The 19,119-nt window shown below is 59.8% G+C and carries 18 protein-coding genes; 8 read left to right on the forward strand and 10 right to left on the reverse strand.

Features of this window, described 5'->3' with window-relative positions; translation table 11 throughout:
- Positions 1-4 precede the first annotated feature (4 nt).
- From phnK to phnG, 5 genes are all read right to left on the reverse strand, one after another.
- The gene (gene phnK, locus JZX89_RS11380) at positions 5-781 is read right to left on the reverse strand and encodes a phosphonate C-P lyase system protein PhnK (protein WP_003524419.1); all 777 of its coding nucleotides are present in this window, start codon (positions 779-781) and stop codon (positions 5-7) included.
- Entirely contained in the window at positions 778-1,680 is a 903-nt protein-coding gene (locus tag JZX89_RS11385) for an alpha-D-ribose 1-methylphosphonate 5-phosphate C-P-lyase PhnJ (RefSeq protein ID WP_207134098.1), read from the reverse strand. The genes phnK and JZX89_RS11385 overlap by 4 nt, the downstream gene beginning before the upstream one ends.
- Positions 1,681-1,813: 133 nt before the next feature.
- Positions 1,814-2,923 (reverse strand): carbon-phosphorus lyase complex subunit, encoded by a 1,110-nt coding sequence (locus tag JZX89_RS11390; RefSeq protein ID WP_207134099.1) that lies wholly within the window; start codon positions 2,921-2,923, stop codon positions 1,814-1,816.
- 1 nt (position 2,924) lies between these two features.
- Complete coding sequence (gene phnH, locus JZX89_RS11395) at positions 2,925-3,533, reverse strand: phosphonate C-P lyase system protein PhnH (protein WP_207134100.1); 609 nt, start codon at positions 3,531-3,533, stop codon at positions 2,925-2,927.
- Entirely contained in the window at positions 3,533-3,994 is a 462-nt protein-coding gene (phnG, locus tag JZX89_RS11400; RefSeq protein ID WP_207134101.1) for a phosphonate C-P lyase system protein PhnG, read from the reverse strand. Before phnG ends, phnH begins: the two co-directional genes overlap by 1 nt.
- Positions 3,995-4,076: 82 nt before the next feature.
- On the opposite strand from phnG, the gene phnF reads away from it, so the two are divergent.
- The gene (gene phnF / locus JZX89_RS11405; RefSeq protein ID WP_207134102.1) at positions 4,077-4,814 is read left to right on the forward strand and encodes a phosphonate metabolism transcriptional regulator PhnF; all 738 of its coding nucleotides are present in this window, start codon (positions 4,077-4,079) and stop codon (positions 4,812-4,814) included.
- A gap of 9 nt (positions 4,815-4,823) precedes the next feature.
- Here the strand turns inward: phnF and dapB are convergent, their stop codons facing one another.
- The 4 genes from dapB to mepA all read right to left on the reverse strand — a co-directional run bounded on the left by dapB (position 4,824) and on the right by mepA (position 8,363).
- On the reverse strand, positions 4,824-5,651 hold the full coding sequence (gene dapB / locus JZX89_RS11410) for a 4-hydroxy-tetrahydrodipicolinate reductase (protein ID WP_207134222.1): 828 nt from the start codon (positions 5,649-5,651) through the stop codon (positions 4,824-4,826).
- A 121-nt stretch (positions 5,652-5,772) separates the two neighbouring features.
- Positions 5,773-6,795, reverse strand: a complete 1,023-nt coding sequence (locus tag JZX89_RS11415; RefSeq protein WP_207134103.1) for a glucokinase — start codon at positions 6,793-6,795, stop codon at positions 5,773-5,775.
- Positions 6,796-6,822: 27 nt separating this feature from the next.
- Positions 6,823-7,206: a methylglyoxal synthase gene (locus tag JZX89_RS11420; RefSeq protein WP_149898267.1), complete on the reverse strand. Its 384-nt coding sequence runs from the start codon at positions 7,204-7,206 to the stop codon at positions 6,823-6,825.
- 101 nt (positions 7,207-7,307) lie between these two features.
- Positions 7,308-8,363: a penicillin-insensitive murein endopeptidase gene (gene mepA / locus JZX89_RS11425; RefSeq protein ID WP_207134104.1), complete on the reverse strand. Its 1,056-nt coding sequence runs from the start codon at positions 8,361-8,363 to the stop codon at positions 7,308-7,310.
- Positions 8,364-8,568: 205 nt separating this feature from the next.
- On the opposite strand from mepA, the gene JZX89_RS11430 reads away from it, so the two are divergent.
- The 7 genes from JZX89_RS11430 (at position 8,569) to JZX89_RS11460 (ending at position 18,625) form a co-directional block, all read left to right on the forward strand.
- Positions 8,569-10,413: an extracellular solute-binding protein gene (locus JZX89_RS11430; RefSeq protein WP_207134105.1), complete on the forward strand. Its 1,845-nt coding sequence runs from the start codon at positions 8,569-8,571 to the stop codon at positions 10,411-10,413.
- A gap of 141 nt (positions 10,414-10,554) precedes the next feature.
- Positions 10,555-11,649 carry a microcin C ABC transporter permease YejB gene (locus JZX89_RS11435; protein ID WP_149898269.1) on the forward strand — a complete coding sequence of 365 codons (1,095 nt, stop codon included), beginning with the start codon at positions 10,555-10,557 and terminating at the stop codon, positions 11,647-11,649.
- Positions 11,649-12,794, forward strand: coding sequence for an ABC transporter permease (locus JZX89_RS11440; protein ID WP_207134106.1), 1,146 nt, complete (start codon positions 11,649-11,651; stop codon positions 12,792-12,794). The genes JZX89_RS11435 and JZX89_RS11440 overlap by 1 nt, the downstream gene beginning before the upstream one ends.
- Before the next feature lie 5 nt (positions 12,795-12,799).
- Positions 12,800-14,440 (forward strand): ABC transporter ATP-binding protein, encoded by a 1,641-nt coding sequence (locus JZX89_RS11445; protein WP_207134107.1) that lies wholly within the window; start codon positions 12,800-12,802, stop codon positions 14,438-14,440.
- Positions 14,441-14,540: 100 nt separating this feature from the next.
- Positions 14,541-15,788: an NAD(P)/FAD-dependent oxidoreductase gene (locus JZX89_RS11450; RefSeq protein WP_174374077.1), complete on the forward strand. Its 1,248-nt coding sequence runs from the start codon at positions 14,541-14,543 to the stop codon at positions 15,786-15,788.
- A gap of 175 nt (positions 15,789-15,963) precedes the next feature.
- Positions 15,964-17,322, forward strand: a complete 1,359-nt coding sequence (locus JZX89_RS11455) for a glutamine synthetase family protein (RefSeq protein WP_207134108.1) — start codon at positions 15,964-15,966, stop codon at positions 17,320-17,322.
- A 1-nt stretch (position 17,323) separates the two neighbouring features.
- Positions 17,324-18,625 carry an NAD(P)/FAD-dependent oxidoreductase gene (locus JZX89_RS11460; protein ID WP_207134109.1) on the forward strand — a complete coding sequence of 434 codons (1,302 nt, stop codon included), beginning with the start codon at positions 17,324-17,326 and terminating at the stop codon, positions 18,623-18,625.
- On the opposite strand, the gene JZX89_RS11465 is transcribed toward JZX89_RS11460, so the two are convergent.
- Entirely contained in the window at positions 18,622-19,110 is a 489-nt protein-coding gene (locus JZX89_RS11465; RefSeq protein ID WP_207134223.1) for a gluconokinase, read from the reverse strand. The two genes, JZX89_RS11460 and JZX89_RS11465, sit on opposite strands and share 4 nt — an antisense overlap.
- Positions 19,111-19,119 lie beyond the last annotated feature (9 nt).

Below are 19,119 nucleotides of genomic sequence, written 5' to 3' on the forward strand. Positions count from 1 at the left end.
GGCGTCAAACCTGCAAAATGGAGGAAACAAGCAATTGCGTGTAGGGCTCGCGCGGATCGTCCAGCACCCGGTCGGTGAGACCATGCTCAATGACGTCGCCGCCCTTCATCACCATCATGCGGTGAGACAGCAGTCGTGCCACCGCCAGGTCATGGGTGACGACGACGACGGCAAGCCCGAGATCGTTGACGAGACCGCGCACCAGATCGAGCAGGCGCGCCTGCACGGAAACATCGAGGCCGCCCGTCGGTTCGTCCATGAAGACGAGGCGCGGCGAGGTGACGAGATTGCGGGCGATCTGCAGGCGCTGGCGCATGCCGCCGGAAAAGGCGCGCGGCTGATCGTCGATACGGTCGGTGCCGATTTCCACCCGTTCCAGCCACTCGCTGGCCGATTGGCGAATGTTACCGTAGTGCCGGTTGCCCACAGCCATCAGCCGCTCACCGACATTGGCGCCGGCCGACACCGCCATACGCAACCCGTCCGCCGGATTCTGGTGCACGAAACCCCAGTCGGTCCGCATCAGGAAACGCCGTTCGGCCTCGCCCATGTGGTAGAGATCACGCACCGAGCCGTCGCGCATGCGATATTCCACGCTGCCCGCCGTTGGCATCAGCCGGGTGGAAATGCAGTTGAGAAGTGTGGTCTTGCCGGAGCCGGATTCGCCGACGATGGCCAGAACCTCGCCCGGGTAGAGTTCAAAGGAAACGTTGCGGCAACCGGCACGGTCGCCGTAATATTTGGAAACGTCCCGGACTTTCAAAAGCGGTGCGTCGCTCATTCTGCGGCCTCCTTCACATCCGCCAGCAGGTGGCCCTTGTGGCCATGGGCGCGGCGGTCCTCGCAATGGTCGGTATCGGAGCAGACGAACATTCGTCCGCCCTTGTCATCCAGCACCACCTCGTCCAGATAGACATTCTCGCCACCGCAGAGAGCGCAGGGCTTGTCGAAGCGCTGGATTTCAAAGGGATGGTCCTCGAAATCGAGGCTGACGACGTCGGTATAGGGCGGCACGGCATAGATGCGCTTTTCGCGACCGGCCCCGAACAGTTGCAGCGCATCCGACATATTCATTTTCGGATTGTCGAATTTCGGCGTCGGCGAGGGGTCCATCACATAACGCCCGGCAACCTTTACCGGATAGGCATAGGTGGTGGAGATGCGGCCGTTGCGGGCGATGTCCTCGTAAAGCTTGACGTGCATCAGGCCGTATTCCTCCAGCGCATGCATGACGCGGGTTTCGGTCTCGCGCGGCTCGAGGAAGCGTAACGGTTCGGGGATGGGAACCTGATAGACCAGAACCTGTCCCGAATGCAGCTCTTCTTCGGGAATGCGGTGCCGCGTCTGGATGATGGTCGCGTCCCCGGTGCGGGTGGTGACGGCAACATTCGCCACCTTCTGGAAAAAGGCGCGAATGGACACCGCATTGGTGGTGTCGTCGGCGCCCTGGTCGATCACCTTCAGCACATCTTCGGGGCCGAGGATGGAGGCCGTTACCTGCACGCCGCCGGTGCCCCAGCCATAGGGCATGGGCATTTCACGGGAAGCGAAGGGAACCTGATAACCGGGAATGGCAATGGCCTTCAGGATCGCCCGGCGGATCATCCGCTTGGTCTGTTCGTCCAGATAGGCGAAGTTGTAGGCAGCCAGCCCGTCGTCAAATGAAACTTCTTTAAGCATTGCGCGTTAACCTTGCGAAAAAAGGAGTACAAGCTCATGGAGATTGGAATTCTTGCAGCCGTGTTCTTTGCTGTGTTTGCAGCATCGACCGTCTTTTGCGCTTACTGGTTTGGGGAGCAGCACAGCCGCTGAGCTATTCGGCTGCATCGCCCATCCATTCCGCGCCATCAGTATTGATCGCCTCGAAATCGGCGCGCATCTTCCTGACCAGACCAAGTTCGGCCTGAAAATCCACGTAATGCGGCAGCTTCAGATGTTCGACGAAACCCGTCGCCTGCACATTGTCTGCATGTGAGATGACGAATTCCTCATCCTGCGCCGGGGCGACGACATCTTCGCCGAATTCACTGGCCCGCAGTGCCCTGTCGACCAGCGACATGGCCATCGCCTTGCGTTCGCTCTGGCCGAACACCAGCCCGTAACCGCGGGTGAATTGCGGTGGCGCCTTGGCCGAACCCTTGAACTGGTTGACCATCTGGCATTCTGTGACCTTGATATCGCCAAGCGAGACGGCAAAGCCGCGTTCGGGAACCTCCAGCTCCACTTCCACATCACCGATGCGGATTTCACCGACGAAGGGATGCGTGCGGCCGTAACCGCGCTGCGTCGAATAGGCGAGTGCGAGAAGAAAGCCCTCGTCACCGCGCGCCAGCGATTGCAGGCGTAGGTCGCGTGGCATCGGAAACTCCATCGGCTCGCGCGTCAGATCGCCGGCAATATGATCGTCAGGCATATCGCCATCGCTTTCGATCAGCCCTTCTTCCGCCAGAATGTCGGAAACCCGCATGACATAATCCGGTTCGCCTTCACGAATGGCAGCGGTTTCGACAACCTCGTCTTCGAGGAGTGAGGGATCGAGCAGACGATGGGTATAATCGAAGGTCGGCCCCAGCAATTGCCCGCCCGGCAAATCCTTGTAGGTCGCGGAAACGCGTCGCTGCACCGTCATGTCAGCCGTATTGACCGGCAGCGAATAGCCGAACCGCGGCAACGTGGTGCGATAGGCGCGCAGCAGGAAGATGGCCTCGATCATGTCACCGCGCGCCTGCTTGACGGCAAGGGCTGCAAGCGACTGGTCGTAAAGCGAGGCTTCCGCCATGACGCGGTCGACCGCGAGTGAAAGCTGCGAAACGATCTGCGCCACGGTCATGGTGGGCAGGCCACGGTCTCCGCGCCTTTTGTCGGCCAGAAGTCGGTGGGCGTTGGCGATGGCGGTTTCGCCGCCTTTGACAGCAACATACATCTTATGCCTCCACGGATTTAATGCGCGTCGTGCGCGGCAGGCAGACGAATTTGTCGGCGCAGGTCAAAATGACATCAACGCCGCGCGGGAAAATGGCGTTGTTCTCCGCCCAGAGCCTCGGAAATATCTCCGGCAGGCCGGAAGGGCTGATGATATTGATGTGGCGGATGCCGGGGCCGGACAGTGACAACTCCTGTCCGCCATCAAGATCGGGCAATTCGATGATGACCGTCGTCGAACGGTCGGGATATTCCTGGCTTCCCTGAGCGAAGAGGCCGAAGGAGGCAATGGCGCTGCCCGCCTCGATCACGGCGAACTGCGCAGCACCCTTTTCTTCCGTCGCAATCGCGCCGGTGTGAAACCCAACCCAACCCGGCACGGCAGTTTTCCGCAGCGTGCTGCTCAGCCAGACCGGCGTGTCGTGGTCGCAAAGCGCCAGCAGAACCGCACCCGTTGCAGTGGCAAGCGGTGTCGGCGGGGCGACTGTGGTTTCGATCGTCTGCGGTGTGCCCGGACGGGCCATGCCGTCCATCAGCTTTTTAAAAACCCGTTGGGAATCGAAGACGGCGTCGGAAAAGCCGCCCGTCAATGCTTCGGCTTTGACACCCATCAATCTTCTCCTCGAACCATGGTGAAGAAATCGACCCGCGTGGCGGCGGTCTCTTTCGTTTTCCGCTGTTTCTCTTCGGTCAGTCTCTTTTCGACCGGTGAGAGAAGCTCGGTTTCAATGAAGTCCCGGGTCGGATTTTCCTGCCAGAGCGCGTCGAAAACGGCCGCATACCAGGCCTTCTTGCGGCCGGTACCGAGAACATGCGCATGGCCGACAGTGCCGGAAGCAAGCTTGATCGTCGCGCGGGTAACGGTGGTTTCGCCCAGGTTGAAAGGCGCGCCGCCGCCGCCGATACGGCCCTTGACCATGACGAGGCCGGTTTCCGGTCCGCGCACATTTTCCGTTTGCGGGCTGGCGTCCTGCCGGTTCCAGACCGCCTCAAGTTCCTGAACGGTAGCGCGGGCAAGAAGTGCCGCCACCCGCTTCCTTTCCGTCTGTATATTCGCAGCTTCGTTATTCATCGCTTGACCTCTAATGTCTATTGATATAGACAACTATACAATATAAGTTACAATTAACGTCGATGAATGACAAGCGTGTGACATGAGCCCTGCAGCAGCAATGAAAAGAAAGAACGGCGTAGCGCTCTGGCGGCAAATCGCCGACCGGATCAGAGGCGAGATTGCAGCGGGCGATCACGATGAAACCGGCATGTTGCCGCCTGAAATGACGCTGGCCGAAAAATTCGGCGTCAACCGCCACACCGTCAGAAGCGCCATTGCCGCATTGGCGAGTGAAGGCATCCTTGAGCCGAGGCAAGGGCGTGGCACGATGATCGCTCGCAAGGAACGGCTGAGTTTTCCGATTTCGCTGCGGACGCGGTTCACGGCAGGCATCGGCGATCAGGTGAAGGAAATGGAGGCGCTGCTTCTTTCCCACACGACCGAGCCGGCCACCGCCGATCTCGCAACGCGGTTGCAATTACCCGCCGGCGCACCGCTCGTGCGTCTGGAGACCCTGCGCAAGGCCGACACCCGGCCGGTGTCCCGTTCAACCACGTGGTTTCCGGCGGATCGTTTTGCCGGAATAGGCGATGCCTATCAGAAAAGCGGCTCGATCACGGCTGCTTTCAAGGCGCTCGGCGTGGCAGACTACGTGCGCATCTCGACCGTCATTTCAGCCAGCCACGCCGATACGCAGGATCTGGCCGATCTCGAGCTGTCGCCGGGCGCGATCCTGCTTGTCACTCAGGCGCTGAATGCCGATATGGATGGCGTGCCGGTGCAATATGCCGTCAGCCGATTTTCGGCCGATACCGTCGAATTCACGGTCGAAAATTAGGGTACGGGCTTACTCCGCCTGTGAAAGGCCGAGCACATCCAGCATGGAATAGAAGCCCGGCTTCTTGTCTAAAGCCCAGACGGCCGCCGTAATCGCACCGCGCGCGAAAATGGAGCGGTCTCCGGCATAGTGGGACAGCTCGACGCGTTCGCCCTCGCCGGCGAAGATCACCGAATGTTCACCGATCACCGAGCCGCCGCGCAGCGTGGCGAAACCGATGGTGCCGGTCTCCCGCGCACCCGTATGTCCGTCGCGCACGCGCACGGAAGAGGTGGTGAGATCGACCTTGCGGCCGGCGGCTGCCGCTTCGCCCAGCAAAAGCGCGGTCCCGGAAGGCGCGTCTACCTTGTGCTTGTGGTGCATTTCCAGGATCTCGATATCCCAGTTTTGCGCATCCAGCGCCTGCGCCGCCTGCTGCGTCAAGACGCTGAGCAGGTTGACGCCGAGGCTCATATTGCCTGACTTGACGATGCGCGCATGGCGTGATGCCGCGTTGAATTTGTCCTCATCTTCCGGCGAGCAGCCGGTGGTGCCGATGACATGCACGATGCGGGCCTGCGCGGCGAGACCGGCAAAGGTGACGCTGGTTGCCGGTGAGGTGAAATCGATTACCCCTTCGGCATGCAGGAAGGCCTGCAACGGATCGCTGGTGATTTCGATGCCGATCGGGCCGAGACCGGCAATCTCGCCGGCATCGCGGCCGACAAAGGCGGAGCCCTCGCGTGCGACGGCGGCATGCAGCTGGACGCCTGGTGTCTGGTGAATGAGGCGGATCAGTGCCTGTCCCATGCGGCCCGCCGCGCCGACCACCACCAGTTTCATGCCGCTGCTGCCCATGTTTTCACTCACTTTTCATGTCGGACGGATCGAAACCCGCCGGTATCGGACGTTTGATGTTTGCAGCGGCGACGTTAAAGACCGCCCGCCCGCTTCGCAAGCATCACATGGGAAGGGCCGATCAGGCTCTCCAGCGCCGACCATCCAGCGCCAGGCCGAAATCGGCAGGTGTTCTCGCATAGGTGGCAAGACCGGAAAGCGCTGCCTGTGGATGGGTGACGACGAAGGTCGGAATGGTCCGCATCAGCGCACTGTGTGGCGCCTTGTCTTCAAAGGCGGCCCGGAATTCCGGGCTCTTCAGCGCCGGGATGATCTTCTGCGAAATGCCGCCGGCGAGATAAACGCCGCCCTTGGCCATGAAGATCAGCGCGAGATCACCAGCCACACGGCCGAGATAGGTGCTGAAAAGCGAAAGCGTTTCTTTTGCCTGCGCATTCTGGCCCGAAAGCCCCTGCGAGGTGATATCGGCCGGATCGGAAAAAACGGGTTCGATGCCATCGGTCTTGCAGACGGCGCGGTAAAGATTGACCAGTCCGCGTCCGCACAGGATCTGTTCGCCGGCAACACGGCCCTCAATGGTTTCGATATGCGGGAAAACCGCATAGTCACGTGCACTTCTTGGGCCGACATCGATATGGCCGCCTTCGCCGGGCACCGGGAACCACATATGGCGGGCGTAAACCAGACCGGCGACCCCGAGGCCTGTGCCCGGCCCAAGAACGACGCGCGACGCCAGCATGTCTTTCTTGCCGGCGCCGATAGGTTCGCGGTTGTCGTCGTCAAGCGCTGCAATCGCCAGAGCCTGCGCTTCGAAATCATTGATGACGATGACATCCTTGAGGCCGAGATTAGCCAGCATGCCCTTCGGCTTGACAACCCAATGGCAGTTGGTGAGCGGAATCTCGTCGCCTTCGATAGGGCCGGCAATCGCAAGAATGGTCGAGACCGGCTGCAGCGAGGTCTTGTCCAGAACCGCCTGCTGGATGGCGTCGTCGATCGTCGGATATTCCGCTGTCTTCACGGTGGTGAGGTGCACGGGTTCCGCAAAGGAATCGATCAGAATGGAAAAGCGGGCATTGGTGCCGCCGATGTCGCCAAGAAGGATCGGGAAGGACAGATATTCGGTATCGGACGTCTTCGGCATTGCCTGTTCCATATTGGTGGGTGCGGGTCAGTCGGCGGAATTGAAGTCGATCAGGTTTTCTGCGGTGGCGCGGTTGAGCGCCATGGGAATGTCATAGACCGTGGCCAGCCGGGTCAGCGCCTTCACATCCACATCATGCGGCATTGCCGTCAGCGGGTCGGTGAAGAAGATCAGCATGTCCACCGCGCCGGTCGCGATCATCGCGCCGATCTGCTGGTCGCCGCCAAGCGGGCCGCTCTTGAGGCGAATGACGTCGAGCCCCGGACAGGCTTCCTGGACGCGGCCGCCGGTCGTGCCGGTGGCGACGATCTTGAAACTGGAGAGCGCTTTTTGATGCTGACGGGCGAAATCCGCCATATCGTCTTTTTTCTCGTCGTGAGCGATGAGCGCGATACAGCGTTGCCCTTCCATGGTCCCAGCCTGTCCCCGTAAAGAATTAAATCGATTTGAAGCCTTCTATAACAGCTTGCCGCCATTTGAAAAGGGAAGCTGTTGAATGCCTCATTTCTGTATCAGTTCAATGTCGGGCGCTGGGTCGGCAGTGGAATATCCAAAGGCGGCTGGAGGGTCGGAGCGTTCTGAATAACCTGTTCCACGCTTTGCTGGCGCACGGCCTGAACCGGCGCGGGGGAATAGGCCTGCGCCGCAATACCCTCGGGGTTGACGGAAGGGGCGGCAGCCACGGCGGCGCAGGCGGCGGGTAGGTCGGAGACCATGACTTGGCGCGGTTTCACCGGTTTGGCATTGGGGTCTTTTTTCGGCGGCGCCCATGGTTCTTTGGTAAACCACCAGGCGAGCGACTTGTCGCAGCCATCGCCCTTGCCCACGGCCGCCTGCGGTTTGCAGTTCGGCGCGCCGGGCGGGCATTCGAGGCGAATGTGGAAATGTTCGTCGTGCCCATAAATCGGCCTGATCTTGCCCATGAAGGTGCGGTCGCCGGTCCATGTCTGGCAGAGTTTCTGCTTGATGGCCGGGTTGACGAAGACACGTTCCACTTGCGGATAGCTCGCCGCCATCATCACCAGCCGGGCATTGAGCGGCGACCATTTGCGATCATCGACTGTCAGGAATTTGCCCTTGTCCAGCATGGAGATGAACGGCACCGTTTCGCGCTGCTCCACGCTCAGCCGGGGGGTGGGCATCGGCCGCCACCAGACATCGACATCCAAGCCGATTTGGTGCGAGGCATGGCCGGTCAGCATCGGCCCGCCGCGCGGCTGGGAAATATCGCCGAGCAACAGACCCGGCCAGCCGATTTTCTGGGCATCCTGCGAAAAGCGCTCAAGGAAGGAAATCAGCTGCGGCTGGCCCCAGCGCCGGTTGCGCGAAAGCCGCATGGCCTGCCAGCCGGGACCGTCGGTCGGCATGGCGATCGCGCCGGACTGGCAGCCCTTGGCATAGGAGCCGATGGGCTGCGAGGCAGCTGCGGAAGGCAGGGCCGTATGGCCGAACACTTCTTTCGCGGGCCTGTCCTCGGCCGATGCGGTTTCCATCTGCAACTGCAGCGCGGAGACGACCGAAATCGCCAGCATGGCCGCCTTGAAAACTCTCGATGATCCCGCCGTCATATAGCCGTGCCCGTCCGATCAGATGATTCTCTTCCCCTTAGAGTAAACTGGAACGGGATTTTGTTGAAACCATGTTTCACCCGGTTTGTGCAAAGCAGGCAGATTAAGAGTGCCGATAAAGAGCTTGTGAGCCGAAGCATCTGTTTTTTGCCAATCTTTGTTTTATGCTCTCTCCAACAAACACGAAAACAGGGACATTCCCCCGATGATATTGGCACCACTGAAATCCCGCCTTCTGATCGCCCTTGCGGCATCCGCCATGCTGATGCCGGCAGCGGCCTCCGCCCAGTCGGGCGATGTCTGGCGAAAGGGGATTTCGACGGTCGGGGAACTGAAACATCCTGATGGTTTCGATCATTTCGACTATGTGAACACCAAGGCGCCGAAAGGCGGTGCGCTGCGCATGTCGACGACGGGAACCTTCGACACGCTCAACCCGCTGCTCGCCAAGGGTGAGGCGGCGACAGGACTTTCGCTGGTCTTCGACACGCTGATGAAATCAACGGAAGAGGAACTCTCGGCATCCTACGGGCTTCTGGCTGAGGGCGTCAGCTATCCCGATGATATTTCGAAGGCAACATTCCGGTTGCGGGCGGAGGCCAAATGGGCTGATGGCAAACCGGTGACGCCGGAGGATGTAGTTTTCAGCTTCGAAAAGGCCAAGGATTTGAGCCCGCAGCTTGCTACCTATTACACCCACGTCACCAAGGCAGAGGTGAGCGGCGAAAGGGACATCACCTTCACCTTCGATGAAAAGAACAATCGCGAATTGCCGCAGATCGTCGGGCAATTGCTGATCGTTCCGAAGCACTGGTGGGAGGCTGCAGGTCCAGACGGCAAGCCGCGTGATATCTCCCGTGGCACGCTGGAGCCGGTGATGGGCTCTGGGGCCTACAAGATCGCCTCGCTGTCTCCCGGTTCCACGATGACCTATGAGCGTCGCGACGACTATTGGGGCAAGGACGTCAATGTGAATGTCGGGATGAACAATTTCAAAACCATCACCTACAGCTTCTTTTCCGATCAGGATGTGGAATTCCAGGCCTTCAAGTCCGGCACCGTCGATTTCCGCCAGGAAGCCTCATCCAGCCGCTGGGTCACGGGTTATGATTTTCCGGCCGTCAAGGAAGGCCGCGTCAAGAAAGAGGAACTACCGAATATCTATCGCTCCGTCGGCATCATGCAGGCCTTTGTGCCGAACATGCGCCGCGAAAAGTTCCAGAACCCCAACCTGCGCAAGGCGCTCAATTACGCCTTCGATTTCGAGGAGCTGAACCGCACGCTGGCTTACGGCCAGTTCCAGCGTATCAACAGCTTCTTCATGGGTAGTGAGCTGGCCTCTTCCGGCCTGCCGACCGGGCGCGAGCTGGAACTGCTGCAGGAGCTGAAAGATCAGGTGCCGCCGGAAGTCTTCACTACTGAATACCGCAACCCGGTGGCAGGCGATCCTGCGAAGCAGCGCGACAATCTGCGCGAGGCGGTGAGGCTGATGAAGGCGGCCGGTTACGAGCTGCGCGGCAACCGCATGGTCAATGCTGCAACCGGACAGCAGCTCGATATGGAATTCCTGATCGATTCCTCCGGCATGGAGAGAACCATCCTGCCCTATGTCCAGAACCTCAAGAAGATCGGCATCAACGCCACCATCCGCACGGTCGATGCCTCGCAATATACCAACCGCACCCGCAGCTTCGATTTCGACGTTGCGGTCAAGCTCTGGGCGACATCGGCCAATCCCGGCAATGAACAGGCAGATTTCTGGGGCTCGGCCGCGGCCGATCGGCAGGGGTCCAACAATCTCGCCGGCATCAAGAACCCCGCCGTCGATGCTCTGGTCAGGAAGGTCATATTTGCGCCAAACCGGGATGAACAGGTGGCTGCGGCGCGCGCACTCGACCGGGTGCTTCTGGCAAACAGCTACGTCATTCCGCAATTTTACCGCGGCGAGATGTTCCTCGCTTACTGGAACACGCTCACCCGCCCTGAAAACCTGCCTGAATATGGCATCGGTTTTCCAGACGCATGGTGGTCCAGCCAGGCCGGAAACTGACGCCGGCCTTGCTTTCGCGGCGAAGGCTTGATTCACATAGGGCGAAACGAATCGCTTGGAGCGCGCGGGCCGCGCTTTCATGAAAGGACCGGGTTTGACTGAAACGAAAACCGCTGACGTATCTCCCGGGAGCAGAGGCTGATGGGCGCCTATATCCTCAGACGTCTGGCGCTGATGATCCCGACCATCATCGGCATCATGGGCATTTCGTTTCTCGTCATCCAGTTTGCGCCGGGCGGGCCGGTGGAGCAGGTCGTCGCGCAGCTGACGGGGCAGGGCGACAGCGCTTCCGACCGGCTTTCGGGCGGCGGCGATCTTATGGGCCAGTCCGGCGGTTTTGATGAAAGCGGCTCGAAATATCGCGGTGCGCAGGGCCTTGATCCGGAGCTGATCGCCAAGCTCGAGAAGCAGTTCGGTTTCGACAAGCCGCCGCTCACCCGTTTTCTCGAAATGATGTGGAATTACATCCGCTTCGATTTCGGCGACAGCTTCTTCCGCAATTCCTCGGTCATCGATCTCATCATCGACAAGCTGCCGGTGTCGATGTCGCTTGGTTTCTGGATCCTGATCATCTCCTACATCATCTCCATTCCCCTCGGCATCAAGAAAGCCGTCTCCGATGGCTCGACCTTCGACGTCTGGACATCAGGCATCATCATCATCGGTTATGCGGTGCCGAGCTTTCTGTTCGGCATTCTTCTCATCGTGCTTTTCGCCGGCGGCTCGTTCTTCGATTGGTTCCCGTTGCGCGGGTTGGTGTCGGATAATTTTGACCAGCTGAACTGGTGGCAGAAGATCATCGACTACTTCTGGCATCTGACGCTGCCATTGATTGCGCTGTCGCTCTCGGCTTTCGCAACAACGACGCTTCTGACGAAAAATTCCTTCATCGACGAGATCAAGAAGCAATATGTCGTCACTGCCCGCGCCAAGGGTCTCTCCGAACGCAAGGTTCTCTATGGCCACGTCTTCCGCAATGCGATGCTGATCGTGATTGCCGGTTTTCCGGGCGCCTTCATCTCGGCTTTCTTCACCGGCTCGCTGCTGATCGAGAACATCTTTTCGCTGGATGGTCTCGGCCGCCTCGGCTATCTCTCGGTCGTCAATCGTGATTACCCGATCGTGTTCGGCACGCTTTTCATCTTCTCGCTGATGGGCCTTGTGGTCGGTCTCCTTTCCGACCTTATCTATACATGGATCGATCCGCGTATCGACTTCGAGCGGAGGGACGTGTGATGACGCTCGCCCACACCGCCGCTGCCGAAACACTGGTAAAGCCGAAGCGCCCGTGGTTTTCGCCGACGACCAAGCGCCGCTGGCAGAATTTCAAGGCGAACCGACGCGGTTACTGGTCCTTCTGGCTGTTCCTGATCCTGTTTTTCCTGAGCCTGATCGCGGAATTCATCGCCAATGACAAACCCATTCTCGCTTCCTACAAAGGCGAGATACTGGTGCCGGTCATGGTCGATTATCCGGAAGAGAAGTTCGGCGGCTTCCTTGCCCAGACAGATTACAAATCCTCCTTCATCCAGGACGAGATCAACGCCAATGGCTGGATGATCTGGCCGCCGATCCGTTATTCCTACCAGACGGTCAACTCCAATATTCCGCATTCGGCACCCACCGCGCCCTTCTGGTTGATGGATGAAAAAGACCGCTGCTCGGCCTACCCACAGGGTAATGCCGATCCCGGTTGCACGCTTGGCAATCTCAACTGGCTCGGAACCGACAATCAGGCACGCGACGTCACGGCGCGGATGATCTATGGTTTCCGCATCTCCGTGCTGTTCGGCCTGACGCTGACCATCGCGTCGGCTCTGGTCGGCGTCACCGCCGGCGCCATTCAGGGCTATTTCGGCGGCTGGACTGACCTGCTTTTGCAGCGTTCCATCGAAATCTGGTCGTCCATGCCGGTGCTCTATATCCTGCTCATCATCGCTGCCATTATGCCACCTGGCTTCTTCGTGTTGCTCGGCATCATGCTGCTATTCTCATGGGTCGGCTTCGTCGGCATTGTGCGGGCGGAATTCCTGCGCGCCAGAAACTTCGAATATGTCCGCGCTGCCCGTGCGCTCGGCGTCGGCAACTGGACGATCATGTTCCGGCATCTTCTGCCCAACGCCATGGTGGCGACGCTGACCTTCCTGCCGTTCATCCTCTCGGGTTCGATCACGACGCTGACCTCGCTCGATTTCCTCGGCTTCGGCATGCCGCCGGGCTCACCGTCGCTGGGCGAGATGATCGCACAGGGCAAGAACAACCTTCAGGCCCCCTGGCTTGGCCTCACCGCGTTTTTCACCATGTCCATCATGCTCTCGCTGTTGATTTTCGTCGGTGAAGCGGTGCGCGACGCCTTCGATCCACGCAAGACGTTCCGGTGATCGCCATGACGGAAAAAACCATCCAGCCACTTCTCTCCGTCCGTGACCTTTCGGTTGCCTTTCATCAGGGTGGGGCGACCAGCGTCGCCGTGGATCACGTCTCCTTCGACCTGATGCCGGGCGAAGTCGTTGCTCTCGTTGGCGAGTCCGGTTCCGGCAAGTCCGTGACCGCGAATTCCATTCTCAAATTGCTGCCCTATCCGGGGGCGAGCCACCCGTCTGGGAAAATCCTGTTCGACGGCAAGGACATGCTCACCCTTCCGGAACGGGCGTTGCGCGCGGTGCGCGGCAACGACATCACCATGATTTTCCAGGAGCCGATGACCTCGCTCAATCCGCTCCACACCATCGAGCGGCAGATCGGCGAGATTCTCGAGTTGCACCAGGCAATCACCGGGGCTGAGGCGCGGGCGCGCACGCTGGAACTATTGTTGCAGGTCGGCATCCGTGAACCGGAAAAGCGCCTCAAAGCCTATCCGCATGAATTGTCCGGCGGCCAGCGGCAGCGTGTGATGATCGCCATGGCGCTTGCCAACCGGCCGAAACTGCTGATCGCCGATGAGCCGACCACGGCGCTCGACGTGACGGTGCAGGCGCAGATCCTTGAGCTTCTGAGTGATCTGAAGACGAAACACGGCATGTCCATGCTGTTCATCACCCACGACCTCGGCATCGTCCGCAAATTTGCCGACCGCGTCTGCGTCATGACCAAGGGTAAGATCGTCGAGACCGGCAACGTGGAGCAGGTGTTTACCGATCCGCAGCACGCCTACACGCGCCATCTTCTCGCAGCAGAGCCGAAGGGCGAGCCGCCGCATTCCGATGCCAGCAAACCCGTGGTCATGCAGGGCGACGACATCAAGGTCTGGTTCCCGATCAAGGCGGGGCTGATGCGCAGGGTTGTCGACCATGTCAAGGCGGTGGACGGCATCGATATTACCCTGCGAGCCGGTCAAACGGTGGGCGTGGTGGGTGAATCCGGTTCCGGCAAGACCACGCTTGGTCTGGCGCTCTCCCGGCTGATCGCGTCTGAGGGGCGCATCAGCTTCATCGGCCAGTCGATCGATCATTATTCCTATGAGATGATGAAGCCGCTCAGAAACCGGCTCCAGGTGGTGTTTCAGGATCCTTACGGTTCACTCAGCCCGCGCATGTCGGTGGGCGAAATCGTCGCCGAGGGCCTGAAGGTGCACGAGCGGTCTCTATCCGCCGACGAGCGCGATACGCGTGTCGCCACCGCGCTGGAAGAGGTCGGCCTCGACCCGGCCACCCGCTGGCGGTATCCACATGAATTTTCCGGCGGCCAGCGTCAGCGCATCGCCATCGCCCGTGCCATGGTGCTGAAACCGCGTTTCGTCATGCTGGATGAGCCGACATCCGCGCTCGACATGAGCGTGCAGGCGCAGGTGGTCGATCTGCTGCGCGATCTCCAGGCCAAGCACGAACTCGCATACCTCTTCATCAGTCACGATCTGAAGGTGGTGAAGGCGCTCGCCAACGACCTGATCGTCATGCGCCACGGCAAGGTGGTGGAGAGCGGTGCAGCGGCGGAGATTTTCGCCAGCCCGCAGCAGGACTATACCAAGGCGCTTCTGGCTGCGGCCTTCAATATCGAGGCCGTCGAAACCAAAGCGGTGAGCCAGTAGGCGCATCGCTGTTTCTATTAAGGTGATGATTTTTCTGTTGCTTCGCGGAAAATGCCGACCCATGTTGCGAGAGACGTGATGCGGAAACGGATTGATTGCCATGGCAGCGGATGTGATTGTTCTGGGAGCGGGGATCATCGGGGTCTCCGTCGCTTTGCAACTGGCCCGAAGGGGCAAATCGGTGGTGCTGGTTGACCGGCGCGGACCGGGCGAGGAGACCTCCTTCGGCAATGCCGGACTGATCCAGAGAGAAGGTGTCGTGCCTTACGCCTTTCCGCAGGACCTTGCACTGCTGCTCCGCTATTCCCTGAATAACAGCATCGATGCCCGTTATCACCTTTCTGCCTTGCCAAAGATCGCGCCTTTTCTCGGCCGTTACTGGTATAATTCCGCAGCCACGCGCCACGCGGCGATTGCGCGCGCCTATGCGCCGCTGATTGAGCATTCGGTTTCCGAACACAGTATTTTGATCGACGAGGCGAAGGCCGGCGATCTGATCGTCAAGAACGGCTGGATGGAGGCTTACAGGACTGCCGCAAGGCGGGATGCCGACTATGCCTTCGCTGAGCGGCTTACGCGTGACCACGGCATTTCCCACACGAAACTCGACGCCGAAGAACTCGCAACGGCCGAACCGCATCTCAGCCGTGATTTCGTCGGCGGCCTGAAATGGAACGATCCCTGGTCGGTGCTCGATCCGCACGCGCTGACGCTCGCCTATCTCAAACTGTTCGAAAACCTCGGCGGCACCTTTATCCGGGGCGATGCATCGACGCTTAGCCAGACAGTAAGTGGCTGGACGGTGCGCACCGAAACCGGCGCGGTCGAGGCCGAACATGCCGTCGTGGCGCTTGGTCCGTGGGCAGATACGGTGACAGAGAGGCTGGGTTATCGTTTCCCGCTCGGGGTGAAGCGTGGCTATCACATGCATTATGCGCCGCAGGAGGGGACAAAGCTCAACAGCTGGCTGATCGATGCCGAGCGCGGTTATTTCCTGGCACCGATGCGCAAGGGCATCCGCCTCACGACAGGTGCTGAATTTGCCGAACGCGATGCGCCGAAATCCCCCGTGCAGATCGAGCGGGCGGAACGGGTGGCCCGCACCGTCTTTCCTCTGGGTGGCCGGTTGGATGCCGAACCGTGGATGGGCGCACGTCCCTGCACGCCGGATATGATGCCGATCATCGGCAAGGCGCCGCGCCACAGAACCCTGTGGTTCTCGTTCGGGCATGCCCATCACGGTCTCACGCTGGGGCCGATCACCGGCCGCGTTCTGGCGGAAACGATGCTGGGAGAAACACCTGTTATCGCCATTGACGCCTATCGCCCGGAAAGGTTCAATCCCTGATAGCCGAATCCACTGGCCTTCCTGCGGCCGCCCACGTAACATGGGCTTATCAAGAGGGAAAAGGGGCAAACGTCATCATGGTGGCGAGGTTTCTCATCTATCAGCAGCAGGATGATTTTCGTTAGCGAAGCGCTTCCGCGCGCGACACAGAAGAGAAACGGCCTGCTGGTGCACGATGTATGATATTGAAAACGCAAAGAAATTTTTCGCCGATAACCCCGATATCGAAATTCTCGAAGCCTTCGTCATAGACGCGAACGGCGTTCCGCGCGGCAAATGGATTCCGCGGGAGAGGGCAATCGACGTGCTCGAAAAGGGAATGGCAATCCCCCGTTCCGTTTATGCGCTGGATATCTGGGGCCGGGATGTGCATGCCGCAGGTCTCGCCGAAGGCACGGGTGATCCGGATGGGTTCTGCTTTCCCGTTCCCGGTACGTTATCGCGGGTAACATGGCTTGGCCGTCCGACAGCTCAAGTCCTGCTCGCGATGAAAAACCCGGATGGAACCGGCTTTTACGGCGATCCGCGCAATGTGCTGGCGCGGGTTCTGGAAACATACAAAAAGGCCGGCCTCACGCCGGTCGTCGCCACGGAACTGGAATTTTACCTGATCGATCCAGTCCGCTCTGCACTTGACCCCGTGCGCCCGCCGCACAGCCGTGAGGGACGCTGGCACACGGGCCAGACCCAGGTTCTGTCGATTTCCGAATTGCAGGATTTCGAGGATGTCTTCCACGATATAGCCACAGCCTGCCGGGCGCAGGGTGTGCTTGCCGATACGACGCTGCGGGAAAACGGCCCCGGCCAATATGAAATCAACCTCAACCATGTGCCGGACGCGTTGCAGGCCGCTGATTTCGCCGTCTTCCTGAAACGCATCGTCAAGGGCGTGGCGCGGCGGCATGAACTCGACGCCACCTTCATGGCCAAGCCTTATGGGTTGCAGGCCGGCAACGGTATGCATGTGCATTTTTCCGTTCTCGATAAGGACGGCAGGAATATCTATGCTGGCGAAAACGGCCCGTCGGATGCGCTGATGCATTCGGTCGGCGGCCTGTTGGAAAACATGGGGGAAAGCATGGCGATCTTCGCCCCCCATGCCAATTCCTACCGCCGTCTGACGCCGAGTGAACATGCGCCGACCTACGCCTCCTGGGGCATCGACAACCGCTCGGCGGCGGTGCGCGTCATTGTTGCCAGCAAGGCCGCGACCCGTATCGAACATCGCGTGGCAGGTGCAGATACCAATCCCTATCTCGTCGTGGCGATGATCCTGAGTGCCGCATTGGCCGGCATGAAGGAGAAGCGCCAGCCCGGCGGCGCGATTGCGGGTGACAGCCATGCCATCAATCACGAACCGCTGCCTACCAACTGGGACTACGCCTTGCAGCGCTTCACGCGCTCCAGCTTTGCCTATGCGACGCTCGGCCAGCGTTATCGCACGCTGTTTTCCGCCTGCAAACAGCAGGAGCTTTCCGAATTTTCCCTGCGTGTAACCGACGTCGAATATGACGCCTATATCAGGACGGTGTGAGATGGCTGAGGTAACGACTATTCCCAATCCCGGCCACACATCGTCGTGGTATGCGGCCTCCGCCAATGTCAAATCCGTGCGGCCGACGCTCGAGGGTGCGCTTGAAGCCGATATCTGCATCATCGGCGGCGGGTTCACCGGCATTTCCGCGGCACTTGAACTCAGTGAACGCGGTTATTCGGTCATCGTGCTGGAAGGTGTGCGGGTTGGCTTCGGCGCTTCGGGGCGCAATGGTGGCCAGATCGTCAACGGTTACAGCCGCGACCTCGAAACCATCGCCGGGCGTTACGGTAACGAAAAGGCAGTGAAACTTGGGGAAATGTCGCTGGAAGGCGGCGCGATCATCCGCGAGCGCATCGCCAAGTACGCCATCGATTGCGATCTCGTCGATGGCGGCTTTTTCGCGGCCTTCACACCAAAACAGATCCGCGAAATGGAGGCTCACAAGGCCCATTGGGAAAAACACGGCCATGGCGGGCTTGAGATGGTCGCCAAGGGCGATGTTGGAAAATATGTAAAGACTGAGCGTTATGCCGGCGGCATGATCGACCGGTTCGGTGGTCACATTCACCCGCTCAATCTGGTGCAAGGCGAAGCGGCGGCGGCGGAAAGCCTTGGTGCCCGCATATTCGAAAATTCGCGGGTCATTTCGCTGGAGCAGGGTGCAAACCCCGTCGTGCGCACGGCAACGGGCAGCGTCAAGGCGAAATATGTCCTCGTCTGCGGTAATGCCTATCTCGGCACATTGCTGCCGGAAATCGGCGAGCGGATGATGCCGGTGTCAAGTCAGGTCATGGCGACGGAGCCGCTCGATGTCGATCTGATCGAGGCGCTTTTGCCCGCCGATTATTGCGTCGAGGATGCCAATTACATTCTCGACTATTATCGTCGCACTTCGGATAACCGCCTGCTTTATGGCGGCGGCATCGGTTATGGCGGCAGCGATCCGGCCGACCTGACCGGTGTGATCCGCCCGAACATGCTGAAGACCTTTCCGCAACTGGAAAAGACCAGGATCGACTTCGCCTGGAGTGGCAACTTCGCGCTGACGCTGACACGCATCCCGCATGTGGGCAAACTGTCCGACAATGTCTATTTTTCGCATGGCGACAGCGGCCACGGCGTCACCACCACACACCTGCTCGGCAAGATATTGGGCGAGGCCGTTGCTGGCCACGCCGAACGTTTTGATATCTGGAGTTCGTTGCCGAACTATCCGTTCCCCGGCGGCAAGACGTTCCGCGTGCCACTGACCATTCTGGGTGCATGGTGGTACGGCATGCGGGACAAGCTCGGGTTTTAGAACGTCACCGTCTTCAAACCGGAAAGCGCATTTTTCGCGATTTCTTCCGGTGTGGTGTCGATGCTGACGGTGACGACGCCCGGTTCGCTGGTTGGTACTTCCAGCGTGGCGAGCTGGGTCTGAAGCAACGAGAGCGGCATGAAATGGCCCTTTCGTTCACCCATGCGCCGGCTGAGAAGTTCCAGGCTGCCATCCAGATAAACGAAAACAAGCGGCCCGCCCGTAGCCGTGCGAAGGCGGTCGCGATAGGTTTTCTTGAGTGCGGAGCAGGAAACGACGACACCGTTGTTTTCGCTGCCCTTACGCAGTTCCGCACCGATCAGGTCAAGCCAGGGCCAGCGATCTTCGTCGGTCAGGGGAATGCCCTCGGACATTTTATCGACGTTGGATTTCGGGTGAAGCTTGTCGCCCTCTATGAAGGCAATGCCCAGTTTTTCGGCCAGTTCCTCTGCGACCGTGGACTTGCCAGAGCCGCTCACTCCCATCACGACGAT

The organism is Agrobacterium burrii, assembly GCF_017313405.1.
Taxonomy (GTDB): domain Bacteria; phylum Pseudomonadota; class Alphaproteobacteria; order Rhizobiales; family Rhizobiaceae; genus Agrobacterium; species Agrobacterium burrii.